Below are 18,616 nucleotides of genomic sequence, written 5' to 3'. Positions count from 1 at the left end.
AAGCTGTCGATAGGTCAACAACATTGACATTAAACATGAGCCTAGCCAATCAAAATCCCCGTTTTTCCCAGCGTATTGCCGATCTGCATCCATCACCGATCCGCGAAATACTCGCCGTCATCGAGCGGCCCGGCATGATTTCGTTTGCCGGTGGTTTGCCATCGGCTGACACCTTTCCCGAACTCACGCTCGATGGGATGCCGATCACCAGCTTGCAATACGGGGCCAGCGAAGGCGATACAGCCTTGCGCGAGCGCGTTGCCGACGAGTTGAATGAACGCGGCCTGCGCTGCGATCCGGCCCAGGTCATCATTCTTTCCGGCTCGCAGCAGGGGATCGATCTGGTCGCCAAGCTGTTCATCGATGCCGGTACGCCGGTGGCTGTTGAATCGCCGACCTATCTCGCGGCCTTGCAGGTTTTCCGCTACTTCGGGGCGAGTTTTTCCGAGCTGGATGCCAAGTTGCCACAGGCCGGTTTGTCGAGCCAAAACCGTCCGGCTTTTGCCTACGCCATTCCGACCTTCCAGAACCCGACCGGGCATTGTTACAGCACCGCCGAGCGGGACAATCTGGCGGCTGCCTGCGATGCCTTGCAGGTGCCCTTGTTCGAAGACGATCCCTATCGTGACCTGGTGTTTGACGATTGTGACCGGACGCCGGTTTGCGCCCGGCTGAAACGTGCCTCATGGGTTTATCAGGGCTCATTCTCGAAAAGCCTGGCACCGGGGTTGCGTCTCGGTTACCTGGTTGCTTCGCCGGATTTGCTGCCCTATCTGGTGCGGCTCAAGCAGGCCGCCGATCTGCACAGCAACCGACTCAGCCAGTGGCTGGTGCTCGAACAATTGCGCAGTCCCGAGCGCACGACCAGAACAGCGGGGCTGGTCGACACCTACCGACGTCGGCGCGATGCATTTGCCTGTGCGCTGGCACAGCATTTTGCCGGATTGGCCGATTGGGAAATTCCGCCGGGCGGCCTGTTCTTCTGGTTGGAACTGAAAGCGAAAATCGACACGCGCCAGCTGTTGACCGCAGCGATCGAGCGCGGCGTCGCTTTCATGCCGGGCGAAGCATTTTTTGCCGATGCAGCGTCAGCCCGTAGTACCTTGCGCCTGAACTTCAGTCATGCCAGTGAAGCTGATGCAGAGCGCGGTCTGGCCCTGCTGGCCGAATTGCTGAAAGAGGAAACGGCTCGCCAGCTGAGGGCTGTCAGAGCTGAGAGTCGCTGAGTGGGCGAACAAATGGCAGGCTGAAACTGAAGCGGCTGCCGATGCCGACCGTGCTTTCAATATCGAGTCTGCCGCCCATCAGCTCAATCAGTTTGCGGGCAATCGGTAGTCCGACACCGATCCCACCATGACGGCGCATGGCGCTGCCGTCGGTCTGGACAAGCACGCCATCGAGCAGGCGGAGTTTGTCGGCAGCAATGCCCGGCCCGGTGTCGCTGACACAAAAACGAATGGTCAGCGCATCGTCGTTCGATGATTCGATTTGTGCCGAAATGGTGATTTGGCCGTGTTCGGTAAATTTGATGGCGTTGCCGACCAGATGCGTGAATATCTGGCGCAGGCGGTCGATATCGCCGATCAGCAGGCTCGGCAGCCGCGGATCGTCTTCCTCGACCAGTTTCAGTCCCTTGGCTTGGGCCGCGCGTTGCTGGTTGTCGAGCAGGGCGCGCAACATTTCGATCACGGCAAACGGTGCCGGGGACAGGCTGATCTGCCCGGCCTCAAGGGCTGAAAGTTCGATCAGGTTGTTGATCAGGCGCAGCAATTCGTCGCTGGAGCGACGCAAGGGAACCAGGAGCTCATGCTGTTCCGCGGTCAACGTCTCAAGACTGAGCAATTCGCCCAGGCCGATGATGCCGTTCATCGGTGTCCGAAGCTCATGACTGATATTGGCCAGAAACTCGGTTTTTGCCCGGTTTGACAATTCGGACTGCCGGCGGGCTTGTTCCAGGTGCTCGAGCAGTTGATCCTTTTCGTGTTCGAGCCGGAAACTGTCATGCAGCGTGGCGTAGAAATAGTCGGCACTGCGCGTGGCAATCAGCAGGAAGAGAAAAGTCATCATGCTGAAGGCAATGTGCAACAAATCCATACCCAGCGAGGCGATGGCCACGGCAAGGATGATCGGCCAGGCATAGAGCCGGAAGGCAATTTTGTCGGCAGCGAGAACGGGGACAGCACCGGCCACCATGCCGGCCATGACGAAGGCAGTGAATAACTGCAGGGTGGTATCGCTGTCGATCATCAACAGCAAGGCGCCAACGCTCCAGGTCAAGCCGCTGGCCATGGCGCCGACTCGCGCCCGATACTGCCAGCGAACTGCTTGTTTCTGGCGTTGCGCATCATCGAGCCGGGCATGCCGGGTGGCCAGTGCAACGCGCAGCCCGGCGACGAGTACGGCTGCAACCCACCAGGCCAGCAGCGCGGGGGAGCCGAAGATATCGTGGGCGACCCAGATCAGAAAACCGGCATTGATCACCGACATGATCTGGCCCAGCCGTACGTTGCGGTAGAGCAGTTCTACCTGACGACCAAGAAAGAAAATGTCGATGGATGGTTTCAATGCAGTGCCTGTCCGGTGGTTTTGGCGAAAAGTTCGGCGACATCGTCCGCGGTGAAACGGTATTCGCGGTTGCAAATATCGTCGCGGATCAGGATTTCACCATGTTCTTCGAGAATCGATTCGGTATCGGCCCGACCCAGGCTGATGACCATGTCGCGTACCTTGTCCCAGTCTTCCGGGCAGTGATAGACGATGGGCTGTGGGTCATAGACGCGTACGCCGTGATCGGCCGTATCTTCATGGAAGAGGCGGGTGAGCAGGGCTTCGGCATCGAGTTCGAGCAGTTCGGCAGGTTTGACCGTGCTGGCCATGTGGCTGATCCGATTCCAACCGTCCGGATCGTGATTGTCGGCTTGCGGCATCTTCTGCAGGAAGAGGCAGGCTGCGGCATTCGGGCCGGCCGTGACGAACAGGCGTGACGGCTGCTGCTCCGATTGTTCGAGGTAATGCTCGAAAATCTCGCCGATGCTGTTGCCTTCGAGCGGCACGAAGCTCTGGTAAGGCTGGCGGGCATTCGGCATATCCAGGCTCATCATTAGCTTGCCCCCTTGGTCGGCGCCAAGCAGGACCGGCACCGGGGCCGGCAGAACGACCGGGTTGCTGCGGGCCATGCCGCGCATCTGGAGTTGTTCGTTGCAATCCATGATCAGCGACTGGATCGGACCGTTGCCGCGCAGTTGCAGCGTCAGGCGACCCGGTTGCTTGAGCTGGCCGGCAATCAGCGCCGTGACAGCCGCCAGTTCGCCAAGCAGTTGGGCGACAGTCGGCTGGTAGTTGCGGTCAACCTGCATTTGTTGCCAGGAATCACCGAGATGAACAACCGCACCACGGATATCGAGATGCTCGAAAATAAAGCGGCGGATGGTGCTTTCGCTCATTTCAGTACCTCTTCGTAACGGGCCGGATCAAAACCGACCAGCAAGGTTTTGCCGGTGTCGAGCACCGGGCGCTTGATCAGGCTGGGGTATTGGGCCATCAGGCTGAGGGCCTTGGTTTCATCGACATCGGCGCGTTCTTCCTCGCTCAGTTTTCGCCACATCAGGCCACGTGTGTTGAGCAGTTTCTGCCAACCGGCACGAGCGCTCCAGTCGGGCAGGTGAGCCTCGGCCACGCCGGCTTTCTTGTAGTCGATGAATTCATAGGCAACACCTTGTTCGCCCAGCCAGGCGAAGGCTTTTTTCATGGTGTCGCAGTTCTTGATGCCGAATACCTTTGTCATTGCTGCCGATGCTTGTTGCAAAGCAGCAATCATATCAGCCCGGTGAATTTCTCTGGGTAGTCGGCGGGGGACTTTTTAGCGAAATTCGAAGGCTTCGCGATGAAAGGCCGGGGTTGGCAAACCGGCTGACTTCAAGGTTTTTTCGAGGGCCTTGCCCCAATCGGCTGGGCCGCAGAACCAGACGCTGCTGCCGCTTTTCAGTCGATGGGTGATTTCGCTGGCAGCCAGTGGACCATCGCGGCTGGTCAGTTGATGGTGCAGGCGAACGCCGGCGGCCTGGCAGCGTGCTTCGAGATTGTCCGGAAAACCGCCGGCTTGTCGACTGCAGTAGAAAAGATCGATTTCGGGCCGGGCTGCGGCCTGTTTGGCCAGGACTTCCATGCGGGCAAGGAAGGGCGTGATGCCGATGCCGCCGGCGACCCATATTTGCGGATGACCGGCCTTGTCGCGGTCGACCGGTTCGGCAAGGCCAAAATCGAATTGACCGTACGGGCCTTCGAGTCTGACCGCCTGTCCCGGTTCGAGCAGGTGCGGCAGTTGCCTGGTCAGGTCGCCCAGTTCCTTGATCGCCAGGGTCAGCGTTCCTTGTTGCGGATCCCAGGCCGAGGCGATGGTGAAGGGGTGAGCCCCTTCGCCGGGGCGACCAAAGTCAATGAACAGAAACTGTCCGGCGGCATGTCCGGGCCAGCCCTTGTGCGGCCGGCAGACCAGTTCAAGCACGTGGTCCGCGTGTCGTTGCAGGCTTTCAATCCGTGCCGGGTATTGGCGATGCCGGCCAATCCGGTTGGCCAGGGAAAGCAGGGCCGGGATCAGGCCGGCGGCGGCGAGCAGTGCGGTCAGCCAGCCGAGCGGCTGTTGCCAGAAATTGCCCGGCATGAGCAGTAGACCGTGGAATGTGCCAGCCACGAAAACAGCGCCGAATCCTTTGTGCAGCAGGCGAAACCAGCGATAGGGAATACGCCGGATCAGGGCGATCACCACCATGGCCAACAGGATGTAGCCGGCCCATTCGCCGACATCCTTGGCCAGGCTGATCCACCAGTCTTTCGGTCCTTTCGGGCCACGCACTCGTTCCGGCAACCAGCCCAGGCGGGACAGTTTCTTGGGCAGCCATTCAAGCATCCAGTGCATGAAGACGAAGACGCCAGCGCCGATCCCGATGTTGCGATGCAGGCGGTAAATCTTATCGAGCCCGCCAAAACGGCGTTCCAGCCAGCCTGGCCGTCCGGCCAACAGGATGCCGGCGCTCATCCACCAGAGCGAGAAAATACCGGAGAGAATGACCAACGTTCGCCGCCAGTCCCAGAAACCGGGGTTGCTGGCCAGGGTGTCAGGCAAGACAAAAGCGGCCCACAAACCGAGTGGCGCCAGAGCAAGAGCAAGCAGGGGATGTTTCATGATGCGGCTGAACTGAATCGTCATCCGCCAAGTTTACGTTCTGATCGGCCGGCTGTCTGTTAGCAGGTGGTCAGAAAGTGTAAGCAAATGCATCCGCTGACACGGGCCAGCGGATGCGGGTGGGGCTTTTCAGCCTTTCAGTTTGGCGAAGGCGGCGGCCATGGCGTTACCGGCCGGAGCCGGGCCGCTGCTGCGATTCTGGCTGCCGGCGTTATTGCCCGGTCGCTGCGGTCTACCTTGATTATTGCCGCGATTTGCCGGCGCCTGATCGTTGCGTTTGCCCTGGGTGGGTTCGTCGCCCATGCGCATGGTCAGCGCGATACGCTGGCGCTGGAGGTCAACTTCAAGCACCTTGACCTTGACCACCTGACCGGCCTTGACGATCTCATGCGGGTCCTTGACGAAGGTGTTGGAGAGCGCCGAAACGTGCACCAGACCGTCCTGATGCACGCCGATGTCGATGAAGGCACCGAAGGCGGCGACGTTGGTGACGACGCCTTCGAGAATCATCCCAGGACGCAGATCGCTGACCTTTTCCACGCCATCGGTGAAGGTCGCGGTCTTGAATTCCGGACGCGGGTCGCGGCCCGGTTTTTCCAGTTCGCGGAAAATGTCCTGCACGGTCGGCAGGCCGAAGCGCTCGTCGGTGTATTTGCTCGGGCTCAGGCTCTTGACCAGCCGGCTGTCGCCCATGATTTCCTTGATCGGCTTCTTCAGGTCGACAATGATTTTTTCGACCAGCGGATAGGCTTCCGGGTGCACCGAGGAGGCATCGAGCGGGTTGTCGCCGTTCGAAACGCGTAGAAAACCGGCCGCCTGTTCGAAGGTCTTGTCGCCGAGACGCGGCACTTTCTTTAGCTGGTCGCGGCTCTTGAACGCGCCATTGGCATCGCGGAACTGGACGATGTTGCTTGCCAGGCTGGCATTGAGGCCCGAAATGCGGGTGAGCAGCGGAACCGAGGCGGTATTGACGTCGACGCCGACAGCATTGACGCAGTCTTCAACCACGGCATCGAGGCTGCGCGCCAGTTTGCCTTGCGACACGTCGTGCTGGTACTGGCCGACGCCGATCGACTTGGGATCGATCTTGACCAGTTCGGCCAGCGGGTCCTGCAGGCGACGGGCGATCGACACCGCGCCACGGATCGATACGTCGAGGTCGGGGAATTCCTTGGCCGCCAGTTCAGAGGCCGAATAAACCGAGGCGCCGGCTTCCGAGACGACAATCTTGGTCAGGCGAGCTTCCGGATAACGCTTCATCACGTCCTGTACCAGCTTGTCGGTCTCGCGGCTGGCCGTGCCGTTGCCGATGGCCACCAGGCTGACCTGATGTTTTGCGGCGAGGCGGGCGATGGTGGACATCGAGCCATCCCAGTCACAGCGCGGTTCGTGCGGGTAGATGGTGGCGTGGTCGAGCATTTTTCCGGTGGCATCGACGATAGCCAGCTTGCAGCCGGTACGGATGCCCGGGTCGACTCCCATCGTGACATGCTGGCCAGCCGGTGCAGCGAGCAGCAAATCCTTCAGATTGCGGCCGAAAACGCGGATGGCTTCTTCCTCGGCCCGTTCGCGCAGCTCGTTCATCAGTTCGAGTTCGAGGTGGGTGTAAACCTTGACCTTCCAGGTCCAGCGCACGCAGTCCCCCAGCCATTTGTCGGCCGGACGGTTCTGCGGCTTGATGCCGAAGCGCACGGCAATGCGTTGTTCGCAAGGATTCGGGCCGGGCTTGAGGTTTTCTTCGTCAATTTCCGAGTCGAGCACCAGCGACACCTGCAACATGCCTTCGTTGCGGCCACGCAGCAGGGCCAGCGCGCGGTGCGAGGGCATGCTGGTGATCGGTTCGGCAAAATCGAACCAGTCGCGGAACTTGGCGCCTTCCGTTTCCTTGCCTTCGACGACGGTCGACCGCACCAGACCGTGTTCGCTGAGATATTCGCGCAGGGAGCCGAGCAGTTCCGCGTCTTCGGCGAATTTTTCCATCAGGATCTGGCGTGCACCGTCGAGTACGGCCTTGCTGTCGGCAAAGCCGGCGTCGACATTGATGTATTTGCCGGCTTCTTCTTCCGGCGTCAGCATCGGGTCGGCCAGCAGGCCGAGGGCGAGCGGCTCGATGCCGGCTTCGCGGGCGATCTGGGCCTTGGTGCGGCGCTTCTGCTTGTACGGCAGGTACAAGTCTTCGAGGCGTTGCTTGGTTTCGGCATTCATCACCTCGACCCGCAGTTCCGGCGTCAGCTTGCCCTGTTCGTCGATGCTGGCCACGATGGCGCTGCGCCGGTCTTCGAGATCGCGCAGATAGGTCAGGCGTTCTTCCAGGTTGCGCAGTTGGGTGTCGTCCAGTTCGCCGGTGACTTCCTTGCGGTAGCGGGCGATGAAAGGCACGGTGGCGCCTTCGTCGAGCAGGGCGATGGCGGCGTTAACCTGGGCAGGGCGAACCCCGAGTTCGGAGGCAATGCGTTGTTCGATCGGTGGGAGCATGGGTGCGGCAGTGCAGCAAAAAGGGGAGTGGACTATGCGGAATCCGGCGGGAAATTACAACCGCAAGCTGCTTGGTGTAGCATGCGGCGATAAGTAGTCCAATTCAGAGGAGGAATAATGCAAGTTGAAACCTATTTGTTCGGCTCGGTCGAGGTCAATCCCGAGAGCATCATCAACTTTCCGAGCGGCTTGGTCGGCTTCGAGAACAGCAAGCGCTTCATGCTGGTGCACGAAGAAAACGCGCAGGGCGGGGCGGCCAGTTTTACGCTGCAGTCAGTCGATGATCCAGCTTTCGCTGTCCAGATCATTGATCCGACTACGCTGGGTTTCAACTATGAATTGGCCCTTTCGGATTCCGAAAATGCGTTGCTGGCTTCGCCCGTGGCCGAAGATGTCGCCGTGATGCTGGTTGTGTCGCGTCAGGCTGAAAGTGCCGCGCCGGCAGTCAGCGCCAATATTCGTGCGCCGCTGGTGATCAATACCCGGGCACGTGTCGGCTTGCAGAAAGTCATGCAGACCCTGCGTCCGAACATCACGCTGAGCAACCTGGTGAACGAAGTCTAAGGATTCCTGGCCGGAATCAGACGCGGGGCTGCGGCCCCGCGTTGTCGTTTACAGCGGCGACAGCGTGTCGCGGTAACGCTGAGCGTTATCGACGTAATGCGCCGCCGATTGCTGCAGTTTGGCGACGTCTTCATCGGACAATTCGCGTACGACCTTGCCCGGTGAACCGACGATCAAGACGCGATCCGGAAAGACCTTGCCTTCCGGAATCAGTGTATTGGCGCCAACGATGCAGCCCTTGCCGATCACGGCCCGGTTGAGAATCACCGAACCGATGCCGATCAGGCTGCCGTCGCCGACCGTGCAGCCATGCAGCATGACCAGATGGCCGACGGTGACGTTGTTGCCGATATGCATCGGAACGCCTTCATCGGTGTGCAACACCGAACCATCCTGAATGTTGGTGTTGTCGCCGATGTGGATCGGATCGTTGTCGCCGCGCAATGTGGCATTCCACCAGATCGATGCATTTTTCCCCAGGCGCACATCACCGATCACCGTGGCATTCGGGGCGACCCAGGCATTTTCACCGACCACCGGTTTCTTTTCACCGAGTTGAAACAGAGACATGGATTCTCCTCTTCCGCTTACAGGCGCCAGACCTGAATACCGCGCTCGGTAAATTCAGCCGCCTTGAACATGCTCTTGACGTCGGTAATCACGCCATCACCAGCCAGTTTGGCGATGAAGTCGCTGGCTGGGCGAGCCTTGAATTCGGCATGGTTGACCGCGGCAACGATGGCGGCCGATTTCGGCAGGTCGTCCCAGGCCACCAGATCGACACCATATTCATGGCGGGCTTCGGCGGCATCGGCCACCGGATCGTGGACGACGACCTTGGCGCCATAAGATTCAAGTTCGCGGATGACATCGATCACGCGCGAGTTGCGCAGATCCGGGCAGTTTTCCTTGAAGGTCAGGCCGAGCACGATGATCGGGCAATCCTTGACCGGATGGCCGCCACGGACCAGTTGCTTGATCGTTTGCTCGGCAATGAACTTGCCCATACCGTCGTTGATGCGGCGGCCGGCAAGGATGACTTCCGGGTGGTAACCGAGCTTCTGCGCCTTGTGCGTCAGATAGTAAGGATCGACGCCGATGCAGTGACCGCCGACCAGACCGGGACGGAAAGGCAGGAAGTTCCACTTGCTGCCGGCGGCCTCAAGCACTTCGACGGTGTCGATGCCGATGCGGTCAAAAATGATCGCCAGTTCGTTCATCAGGGCGATGTTCAGGTCGCGCTGGGTGTTTTCGATCACCTTGGCGGCTTCGGCTACCTTGATGCTGGAAGCCGGATAAACGCCGGCCGTAATCACGCTGCTGTAAATATCGCTGACTGTGGCCAGGGTTTCGGGCGTGTCACCGGACACCACCTTGACGATCTTGGTGACGGTGCGTTCCTTGTCGCCCGGATTGATGCGTTCCGGTGAGTAGCCGACGAAGAAATCCTGTTTCCATTTCTTGCCGGAATACTGCTCGATGATCGGAATGCAGACTTCCTCGGTGGCGCCGGGGTAAACCGTCGATTCAAAAACGATGATGGCGCCCGGCTTCAGATTCTGGCCGACGGCTTTCGAGGAGCCGACGAGTGGGCTGAAATCAGGCTGGTAGGCGTCGTCGACCGGGGTAGGAACGGCGACGATGACAAAATCGGCTTCGCGCAGTGCGGCCGGGTCGGTGCCGACTTCGAGCAGCGTCGCCGCCTTGAGGTCGGCGCTGCTGACTTCGCCCATCGGGTCGATGTGCTGCTTGTAGCTGGCAACTTTTTCAGCCGACAGATCAAGGCCGATGGTGCGGAATTTCTTGCCGAATTCCACCGCCAGCGGGAGGCCAACGTAACCCAGTCCAACAACGGCAATTGTTTTCATCGTTCAGTTCGTCAATAAATGGTTGATTGTTCGGGCCGGTGCTCAGAGCGGATCGAAGAGCAGGGCAGCCGCCACTTTACGGCCTTCTGCCGCAAGAATGTTATAGGTTCTGCAGGCGGCCTGCAGATCCATGATCTCTATGCCGATACCAGCTGCGGCAAACGGACGGAGCAGCGGGCCGGGCGGGAAGCGCAGGCGGTTGCCGGTGCCGAGCAGGATGATTTCAGTGCCCAGTTCGAGCAGCTTTTGCATGTCGCTTTCGCCGAGCGAGGTGATATCCGCGGTCGACCACTCGGGAATGATGGATTCCGGCAGCAGGATCAGGTTTTTCTCGTATTTTTCATTGTTGACCGCAACATAACCTGCGCCGTAGGCGGTGAACATGTTGAGTCCGGCGATGTTGGATTGATGAAGTTTCACAAGGATATTTGCCTAAAAAGCCCGCCGAAATTGCGGTGCACCATTCGATAGATTAGGATTATACCTTTGGCTCATTGCCACATAGCGGGATAGCTGTCGTGAAACTTATCAAGAAATCCGCCAAACTCGCCAACGTCTGCTACGACATTCGCGGCCCCGTGCTGCAGAAAGCCAAGCAGATGGAGGATGAAGGCCACAAGATCATCAAGCTGAATATCGGCAATCTGGCCGCGTTCGGCTTTGATTCGCCTGAAGAAATTCAGCAGGACATCATCCGCAACCTGCCCAACGCGGCGGGTTACACGGATTCCAAGGGCATCTTCGCGGCGCGCAAGGCGATCATGCATTACACCCAGCAAAAGAACATCAAGGGTGTGACGCTGGAAGATATCTACGTCGGCAATGGCGTTTCCGAACTGATCGTCATGGCGATGAACGCGCTGCTCGATGCTGGCGACGAAGTGCTCGTGCCGGCGCCGGACTATCCGCTGTGGACGGCGGCAATCAGCCTGTCCGGTGGTACGCCGAAGCATTACCTGTGCGACGAGAGCAACGGCTGGTATCCCGATCTGGACGATATCCGCAGCAAGATCACGCCGAAAACCAAGGCCATCGTGATCATCAATCCGAACAATCCGACCGGTGCGTTGTATCCGGACGAGTTGCTCAAGGAAATCATCGAAATTGCCCGTCAGCATCACCTGATCATCTATTCCGATGAAGTCTATGACAAGGTGCTCTACGACGGCGTGACCCACACGGCGATTGCTTCCTTGTCCGAGGATGTACTGACCATCACCTTCAACGGCCTGTCGAAGAACTACCGTTCCTGCGGCTATCGTGCCGGTTGGATGGTCGTTTCGGGTGACAAGCGTCATGCCAAGGATTACATCGAAGGCCTCGACATGCTGGCTTCGATGCGCCTGTGCGCCAATGCGCCGGGTCAGCACGGCATCCAGACCGCGCTTGGCGGCTACCAGAGTATTGACGATCTGGTCGGCGAGGGCGGTCGCATGCGTCGTCAGCGCGATCTGGCGCACGAGCTGATCTCGGCCATTCCCGGCGTCAGCTGCGTCAAGCCCAAGGCAACGCTGTACATGTTCCCGCGCCTTGATCCCAAGGTTTATCCGATCAAGAACGATCAGGCCTTTATTTCCGAGTTGCTGCAGGAAGAGAAGGTGCTGCTGGTCCAGGGTTCCGGCTTCAACTGGCCGCACCCGGACCACTTCCGCCTCGTTTTCCTGCCGCACGAAGATGATCTGCGGGAGGCGATCGGCCGGGTCGCTCGTTTCCTTGAAAACTATCGCAAGCGTCACGGTACCAACTAAGCCGTCCGCCCTCCATCAAACCTGTCTCTCTGATACTGAAAACTATGAAACCCATGAATGTTGGCCTCGTTGGCATCGGCACCGTTGGCGGTGGTACCTGGACTGTTCTGAAGCGCAATGCGGAAGAAATCACCCGTCGCGCCGGTCGTCCGATCCAGATCACGACTGTGGCCGACAAGAATGTCGAACTGGCCAAGCAAATCACCGGCGGCGCCTGCAAGGTCACGGATGATGCCTTTGCGTTGGTCAATGACCCGGAAATCGATGTCATTGTCGAACTGATCGGCGGCTACGGTGTGGCCAAGGAACTGGTCATGAAAGCGATTGCCAATGGCAAGCATGTGGTCACTGCCAACAAGGCTCTGCTCGCCGTGCATGGCACCGAAATTTTCAGCGCCGCCCAGGAAAAGGGCGTCATGGTCGCTTTCGAAGCGGCTGTGGCCGGCGGCATTCCGGTCATCAAGGCACTGCGCGAAGGCCTGAGCGCCAATCGTATCGAATGGGCGGCCGGCATTATCAACGGCACGACCAATTTCATTCTTTCCGAAATGCGCGACAAGGGTCTGTCCTTTGACGACGTGCTCAAGGAAGCCCAGCGTCTGGGTTACGCCGAAGCCGATCCGACCTTCGACATCGAAGGTGTCGACGCCGCTCACAAGGCAACGCTGATCGCCTCGATCGCTTTCGGTATTCCGGTGCAGTTCGACAAGGCATACATCGAAGGCATCACCAAGCTGGAAGCTTCCGACATCAAGTACGCCGAACAGCTCGGCTACCGCATCAAGCTGCTCGGCATTGCCAAGCGCCGTGAAAAGGGTATCGAACTGCGCGTTCACCCGACGCTGATTCCGGCCAAGCGCCTGATCGCCAATGTTGAAGGCGCGATGAACGCTGTGCTGGTCAAGGGCGATGCCGTTGGCGCCACGATGTACTACGGCAAGGGCGCCGGTGCCGAACCGACCGCCTCCGCCGTGATCGCCGATCTGGTCGATGTCACCCGTCTGGCCACTGCTGACGCAGCCCACCGTGTGCCGCATCTGGCCTTCCAGCCGGATTCGATGTCCAACCTGCCGATCCTGCCGATGAGCGAGATCGAAACCGGTTACTACCTGCGCCTGCGCGTTGAAGACAAGCCGGGCGTGCTGGCCGATGTCACCCGCATCCTGGCCGACCAGGGCATCTCGATCGACGCCATGCTCCAGCGCGAGCCGGAAGAGGGCGAAGGCGAGACGGATATCATTATCCTGACCCACGTCTGCAAGGAAAGCGCAGCCGATGCCGCGATTGCCAAGATCGAAGGCCTGGCCGCCCAAAAAGGCAAGGTCAAGCGCATTCGCCTGGAAGAACTGCAGTAAATCGTTTCTCGACCGCATGCGAAAAGGGGCCGATGGCCCCTTTTTTTATTGGATTCCAAAATATGGTGCGGATTCGACGTCCTATTCCATTGCTTCACGGATGAGTAGTTCACGCAAATCATCAGGCATGTTCAGCGTTTCCGGGTTCCATCCCTCGATTCTCAGGATGTCCTGCATACAAGCTTCCATGATTCGATGCGCCTCAATGGCGGCCTGAGCAATCCGGTCATGAACTTCGGTTTTTAAATCATTACTGTTTCGCATCAGGCAATTCTGCTGGTAGTCATGGAGGTGGCGTAGCTTGCTTACCATCTTGGCCACCTGTGCCGGGCAGGCACACATGTATATCGTCGCCTCGTTAATAATTTTCTCTAGTTGTTCTACCGAATACAGTTGTTGCATTTCTGGCTCCAATGAGTGCTGAAAGCGCAAACGCTTGCCGACATGGCAATGTATCAAGTAATAACAAGAAAAGCAGTTACCTAATGCTTACCAAGCTGAGAGGCTTGTGTTTATGGTGTTTTTTGGACTGGAGTCGAAATTTGATCGATTGCTTTCCGCAGATGAATCTGAAAAGGAGATGGTCTCTTCTGTGTTTAATCTGGACCTTCGGCCTTTCAGGGCCCCAATGGCAGGTTTCCAATTGCTGCTGCCGTTCAGGGTAAGAGCCGAATGCGAACTACTCGGCTAATCCGGCCATTGGCCTATCGGTCGGTGTCAGGCAGCAATCTGGCGCTCACCAGCCGTTCAGCATTGGGTGGCTTTGAACGACCGCTTATTCACCTGGTGAATACGTGCTCCCGACCCAAAGCGGCAGTTGCTGACCGGGGAAAGCGGACGCTCATGAACGAGAACGAAATCGGGCTGGAGCGGCTTTTTGCAGGAAGTCTGGGTGCAGGGTTAGGCTTTTTTCGAAAAGAAGCTATCGGCCTCTCCGGTTTCGATGAACCGAAAGACTCTCGTCTTTGCGGCATCCAGCGTCGGGTAAACGGTTTTTCCCTTAGTAGCATTCATAAGAATGCGAAAGCCGCCAACGACGGGAACAATTTGAACTTCGATCTGCTTCTGCTTGATAAGGTGCCGTCCATCTTCCGCGCGCCACCTCTTCGAACTAAGGAATCGTTCTAACCGCTCATCTAGCTTTCTGCTTTCCGTTGCGACTGTTGTTCCTGTCAAGTCATCGCAACAGACGGTGCCAACGGCCATTGATTCCCAATTGAGATGCTGAACGAAGAACACATATCGAATATCGGTGCCGCAACGATCACATGTTCCATAGAGGCCTCCCAAATCGTCCTGAGCAACGCACTCCCACCCGGAGTCTGGCCGAATTTCCCCATGTTCTACTGCGTGGCAACGCTTACACAATGTCTCGCATAGCTCGAATGGGTACTCCCATGGAGCCTTCCCCGGCAGGTATTGCTTATGATGAACTTGAAGAATCACGCCATCGCCGCGGCCTTTGTTGCAATGCACGCATCTGTCGCCATCGAGTTCAATGATTTCCTCTCGGAACGAAATCCAGCGATTGCTTCGATATTGGTTCTTCATCTACCAGCGAGAGTTTCAAAGGCCTAAGTGAAGTGGATAGCGACATCGCAGGGATTCTTGGATTCTTAACTTACAACCCGGCGGGCATAAAAAATTGCCAATGGGATTGTACGGCAGGTTTAGGATAATTTACCCATCGACCGCTCCTGGCCGCCTGCAGGCTGTCGTCATTCACATTATTCCGCCTTCCGAAATGAATCCGGAAGAGGCTAGCCAAAACGCCTCCGGCGATAGGCGGCTTTAGATTTTCGGGGTGATCTAGCGCCCGAGTTTTTGGCGGATTGCCGGTAAAGCCGCCTGGGCGGCGCGTTCGCCTTCGAGCACGGCTTCATGCCGGGCGGTGAAGTCCCAGGATTTGACGTAGGGCAGTTTGGGGCGAATGACGATGTCGGCATCGCGCAATTCATTTTTGCTGATAATGCCGCCCATAATGGTGGTCGTCTGCCAGAGAATGGCCGAAATGCTGTCGATGGGCTGGCCGTTGGCCTGGCTGGAAATATCGACGGCGATGACGAAGTCGGCGCCCATCTCGCGGGCCGCCTGAACCGGCACCGGGCTGGTCAGGCCGCCATCGACATAGGTGTGGCCACGAAACTGGACGGGTTGGAAAACGCCGGGCACCGCGGCCGATGCACGCACGGCCGTACCTGTGTCGCCCGTTCGGAAAACAACGCGCTCGCCGCTGTTCAAATCGGTGGCGACGGCTGCAAAAGGCTTGTTCAGCTTTTCCAGCGGCCGTTTGTTGAGCTGCTGATTAACGTAGTCCTGGAGTGCTTCGCCCTTGAGCAAGCCGCGTCCGCCCAGCGTCCAGTCGGCAAAGATTTTTTCATCGAGCTGGATGGCGATTTTCTGGATGGCGTAAGCATCGTTGCCGCCGGCATAGAGTGCGCCGACCACGGCGCCGGCGCTGGTGCCGACAATGAAATCAGGGACGATGCCCTGCGATTCCAGCATCTTGATCACGCCGATATGGGCGAAGCCGCGGGCTGCACCACCGCCAAGGGCCAAGCCGATTTTGGGTTTCTGGACGACCGCAACCGGTGTCGGCGGTGCCGCCGGTTTTCCGGTAAGGCTGGAACAGCCGGCCAGGATGAGGGCAAAGACGATCGAGAGGGCCGATGAACAGGATTTACGCAAGGCTGAAATGAGCACGGTGTCTAGAATGGTGGACGTAGCCCACCATTCTAGCCTTGCCTCAGGGGTGTCCTGCGTAACGATCCGTATCCATCGACCCCAAGATTGTCAGGCGGTCAGTTGGTCGGTGCTGTCGCACCCGCACCCGGTCCCTGCGGGCCGGCACCGCGACCGCCGCGTTGTCCGCGTTGGCCCATCTGGCTTTGCTCGTCGAAGGCTTTTTTCTGCTCCGGGCTCAGTTGACCGTAGAAATCCTTCATGGCGACGAGATGCTTGCTCATGCCTTCCTGATGCTGCTTTTGCAATTCCAGCATCTTTTCAGCCCGTTCCGGAGCCGTCAGCTTGGCCATGTCGGCCTGAGCCGGGCGGTTGGCGGCATTGTTGAACGGATGGGATTCCTGGAACTTGGTCCAGGCCGGTTCCTGCTGTGGCGTCAGCTTCAAGGCATCGTGCAGGCGTTGCTGGTGCTGCTTCATGCGGTCGCTGAAACGCGCTTCGGAAAATTTTCCACCGGCTGAACCGTTACCCATGCAATCGCCGCGTTGGGCGAAGCTCGGGGCCGAAATCGCAACGGCACTGATCCCGACAACCAGCGCTGCGATATGCAATTTTTTATTCTTGAACATGTTTGACTCCTTGATCATGACTGGCGGGAATTCCGCGCTGGAAATGATTAAAGCGCAAACATGTAATTCAGTTATTTCTGGGGATGCCGAAAGTGTTGCAAGCTGTTTCCGGTCAAACGTCGGCTTCGACCAGGCCGCCGTCCTTTTCCATCCACGCCCGGCGTCCGGCGGCTTCGCCCTTGCCCATCAGCAGGGTGAAAGTCGCGGTCATTTCCTTGATCATTTCGCGGCTCGCCTGGAAAGGCACGAGACGGCGGGTATCCGGGCAGAGCGTCGTTTCCCACAACTGGTCCGGGTTCATTTCGCCAAGACCCTTGAAGCGGGAAACGGTGATCTTGTTTTCCGAAACGCCCTCGTCGCGCAGCTTTTGCAGCGTCTGTTCCTTTTCGGCTTCGTCGAGGCAATAGACCTTGCGCGTGTGGCCGCGGGCTTCGACATCGACGCGGAACAGCGGCGGTTGGGCGACGTGGATGTGGCCGCGCTCGACCAGTGCCGGGAAGTGCTTGAGGAAGAGCGTGAACAGCAGCACCTGAATGTGCGAACCGTCGACGTCAGCATCGGACATGACGATGATGCGGCCATAGCGCAGGCCGGAAACGTCGATGCTGTCGAGCTGGTCGATGCCGTGCGGGTCGACGCCGATGGCGACCGAGATGTCATGCACTTCGTTGTTCTTGAACAGTTGGTCGCGCTCGACTTCCCAGGTGTTGAGCACCTTGCCGCGCAGGGGCAGCACGGCCTGGGTTTCCTTGTCGCGGCCTTGCTTGGCCGAGCCGCCGGCCGAGTCACCCTCGACCAGGAAGACTTCGTTGCGGCTGAGGTCGTCGGATTCGCAATCGGTCAGTTTGCCGGGCAGGGTGGCGATGCCGGAGGTTTTCTTCTTCTCGACCTTCTGCGTCGATTTCATCCGGTTCTGCGCCGCCTTGACGGCCAGTTCGGCAATCTTCTTGCCGAATTCGGCATGGCTGTTCAGCCATAGCTCGAAAGGGTCGCGCACCATTTGCGAGACTAGTTTGTAGGCGTCGCGGCTGGTCAGTTTTTCCTTGGTCTGGCCCTGGAACTGCGGGTCGAGCACCTTGGCCGAGAGCAGGTAGGTCATCCGGCCGCAGACGTCTTCCTGTGCCAGTTTGACCTTGGCCGGCAGGATGGCATGGTGGTCGGCGAAGGTCTTGATCGCCTCGAAGACGCCGGCCTTCAGCCCGGCTTCGTGGGTGCCGCCGTCCAGTGTCGGAATCAGGTTGACGTAGCTTTCAGGCTTGCCGCCGCCTTCCTCGAACCAGGCCAGCGCCCAGGTGGCACCTTCGCCGACGGCGAAACCGTTGGCCGTCTCGACATATTTCTCGCCGACAAAAATCGGGGCAACCGGCGTGCCGACCATCATTTCATTGAGGTAATCGGCCATGCCGTTCTGGTAGCACCAGGTTTTTTTGTTGCTGGTGCCAGAATCGCCCTCGATTTCGAGGTCGACCGTAACATTCGGCATGAGCACGGCCTTGGAGCGCAGCAGATGCTCAAGCTGGCCGAGATTGACCTTCGGCGAATCGAAATATTTCGCATCGGGCGAGATGCGCACCGTGGTGCCCGTATTGCGCTGACCGCAATCGGCAATCCGGGTCAGTGGTTCGATGACGAAACCGTCGGCGAAAACGATGCGATGCACGCCGCCGCCGCGCTTGATTTCAACTTCCAGCCGGGTGGACAGGGCATTGGTCACCGAAACGCCGACACCATGCAGGCCACCGGAGAAACGGTAGGCGTTGCCTGATTCCTTCTTGTTGAACTTGCCGCCGGCGTGCAGTTTGCAGAACACCAGTTCGACCGCCGGGCGACCTTCTTCCGGATGCATTTCGACCGGAATGCCGCGCCCGTTGTCGCTCACCTCGATCACACCATCGGCCCGGACCAGGACGCCGATACGCTTGGCGTAGCCGGCCAGCGCCTCGTCGGCCGAGTTGTCGATGACTTCCTGGACGATGTGCGTCGGGCAGGTTGTCCGGGTGTACATGCCGGGACGCTCCTTGACGGGCTCGAGGTCTTTCAGGACGCGGATGGAGGAGGCGGAGTATTCAGTCATTCGTTTCGAAAATCAGACAAATTGGGCCGTCGACCGCAG

Annotated in this window: 17 protein-coding genes; 5 read left to right on the top strand and 12 right to left on the bottom strand. The window is 58.8% G+C overall.

All coding sequences use genetic code 11. The features are described 5' to 3' along the window. Positions 1–35 precede the first annotated feature (35 nt). The gene (locus tag KI614_RS08830) at positions 36–1,226 is read left to right on the top strand and encodes a PLP-dependent aminotransferase family protein (RefSeq protein ID WP_226404744.1); all 1,191 of its coding nucleotides are present in this window, start codon (positions 36–38) and stop codon (positions 1,224–1,226) included. On the opposite strand, the gene KI614_RS08825 is transcribed toward KI614_RS08830, so the two are convergent. The 5 genes from KI614_RS08825 to KI614_RS08805 form a co-directional block, all read right to left on the bottom strand. Further along, positions 1,207–2,565, bottom strand: coding sequence for a sensor histidine kinase (locus tag KI614_RS08825; RefSeq protein ID WP_226404742.1), 1,359 nt, complete (start codon positions 2,563–2,565; stop codon positions 1,207–1,209). The two genes, KI614_RS08830 and KI614_RS08825, sit on opposite strands and share 20 nt — an antisense overlap. Beyond that, a complete protein-coding gene (locus KI614_RS08820; protein ID WP_226404740.1) occupies positions 2,562–3,443 on the bottom strand; it encodes an Hsp33 family molecular chaperone HslO in 882 nt (293 codons plus the stop codon). Before KI614_RS08820 ends, KI614_RS08825 begins: the two co-directional genes overlap by 4 nt. Then, complete coding sequence (locus KI614_RS08815) at positions 3,440–3,784, bottom strand: arsenate reductase (RefSeq protein WP_203466728.1); 345 nt, start codon at positions 3,782–3,784, stop codon at positions 3,440–3,442. The genes KI614_RS08820 and KI614_RS08815 overlap by 4 nt, the downstream gene beginning before the upstream one ends. 75 nt (positions 3,785–3,859) lie before the next feature. Further along, positions 3,860–5,182, bottom strand: coding sequence for a ferric reductase-like transmembrane domain-containing protein (locus tag KI614_RS08810; protein ID WP_226404738.1), 1,323 nt, complete (start codon positions 5,180–5,182; stop codon positions 3,860–3,862). Between the two features lie 129 nt (positions 5,183–5,311). Continuing rightward, positions 5,312–7,657, bottom strand: coding sequence for a Tex family protein (locus KI614_RS08805; RefSeq protein WP_226404736.1), 2,346 nt, complete (start codon positions 7,655–7,657; stop codon positions 5,312–5,314). Positions 7,658–7,774: 117 nt separating this feature from the next. Here KI614_RS08805 and fliW point away from each other — a divergent pair, with 117 nt between their 5' ends. Continuing rightward, positions 7,775–8,221, top strand: a complete 447-nt coding sequence (gene fliW / locus KI614_RS08800; protein WP_226404734.1) for a flagellar assembly protein FliW — start codon at positions 7,775–7,777, stop codon at positions 8,219–8,221. 48 nt (positions 8,222–8,269) lie between these two features. Here fliW and KI614_RS08795 read toward each other — a convergent pair whose 3' ends face one another. Genes KI614_RS08795 through KI614_RS08785 form a run of 3 tightly spaced genes read right to left on the bottom strand, consistent with a single transcriptional unit; the run spans position 8,270 to position 10,509 of the window. Then, positions 8,270–8,791: a gamma carbonic anhydrase family protein gene (locus KI614_RS08795; RefSeq protein WP_226404721.1), complete on the bottom strand. Its 522-nt coding sequence runs from the start codon at positions 8,789–8,791 to the stop codon at positions 8,270–8,272. A 17-nt stretch (positions 8,792–8,808) separates the two neighbouring features. Continuing rightward, positions 8,809–10,089, bottom strand: a complete 1,281-nt coding sequence (locus KI614_RS08790; protein WP_226404719.1) for a nucleotide sugar dehydrogenase — start codon at positions 10,087–10,089, stop codon at positions 8,809–8,811. Between the two features lie 42 nt (positions 10,090–10,131). Then, positions 10,132–10,509 carry an Mth938-like domain-containing protein gene (locus KI614_RS08785; protein WP_226404716.1) on the bottom strand — a complete coding sequence of 126 codons (378 nt, stop codon included), beginning with the start codon at positions 10,507–10,509 and terminating at the stop codon, positions 10,132–10,134. A gap of 98 nt (positions 10,510–10,607) precedes the next feature. On the opposite strand from KI614_RS08785, the gene KI614_RS08780 reads away from it, so the two are divergent. Next, positions 10,608–11,837 carry a pyridoxal phosphate-dependent aminotransferase gene (locus KI614_RS08780; protein ID WP_226404714.1) on the top strand — a complete coding sequence of 410 codons (1,230 nt, stop codon included), beginning with the start codon at positions 10,608–10,610 and terminating at the stop codon, positions 11,835–11,837. 44 nt (positions 11,838–11,881) lie between these two features. Then, positions 11,882–13,192 carry a homoserine dehydrogenase gene (locus KI614_RS08775; protein ID WP_226404712.1) on the top strand — a complete coding sequence of 437 codons (1,311 nt, stop codon included), beginning with the start codon at positions 11,882–11,884 and terminating at the stop codon, positions 13,190–13,192. A gap of 81 nt (positions 13,193–13,273) precedes the next feature. Here KI614_RS08775 and KI614_RS08770 read toward each other — a convergent pair whose 3' ends face one another. Beyond that, on the bottom strand, positions 13,274–13,594 hold the full coding sequence (locus KI614_RS08770) for a hypothetical protein (RefSeq protein ID WP_226404710.1): 321 nt from the start codon (positions 13,592–13,594) through the stop codon (positions 13,274–13,276). A gap of 441 nt (positions 13,595–14,035) precedes the next feature. Between KI614_RS08770 and KI614_RS08765 the strand changes: the two genes are divergently transcribed. Beyond that, complete coding sequence (locus tag KI614_RS08765; protein WP_226404708.1) at positions 14,036–14,320, top strand: hypothetical protein; 285 nt, start codon at positions 14,036–14,038, stop codon at positions 14,318–14,320. 681 nt (positions 14,321–15,001) lie between these two features. Here the strand turns inward: KI614_RS08765 and KI614_RS08760 are convergent. The 3 genes from KI614_RS08760 to parE all read right to left on the bottom strand — a co-directional run bounded on the left by KI614_RS08760 (position 15,002) and on the right by parE (position 18,577). Further along, on the bottom strand, positions 15,002–15,895 hold the full coding sequence (locus KI614_RS08760) for a patatin-like phospholipase family protein (RefSeq protein ID WP_226404706.1): 894 nt from the start codon (positions 15,893–15,895) through the stop codon (positions 15,002–15,004). Positions 15,896–15,993: 98 nt separating this feature from the next. After that, positions 15,994–16,503 carry a Spy/CpxP family protein refolding chaperone gene (locus KI614_RS08755; protein ID WP_226404704.1) on the bottom strand — a complete coding sequence of 170 codons (510 nt, stop codon included), beginning with the start codon at positions 16,501–16,503 and terminating at the stop codon, positions 15,994–15,996. A 112-nt stretch (positions 16,504–16,615) separates the two neighbouring features. Then, positions 16,616–18,577, bottom strand: a complete 1,962-nt coding sequence (parE, locus tag KI614_RS08750; RefSeq protein ID WP_226404702.1) for a DNA topoisomerase IV subunit B — start codon at positions 18,575–18,577, stop codon at positions 16,616–16,618. Positions 18,578–18,616 lie beyond the last annotated feature (39 nt).

It is taken from the genome of Dechloromonas denitrificans (assembly GCF_020510665.1).
Lineage (GTDB): Bacteria > Pseudomonadota > Gammaproteobacteria > Burkholderiales > Rhodocyclaceae > Azonexus > Azonexus denitrificans_B.
This window is presented reverse-complemented; position numbering and strand designations above follow the sequence as displayed.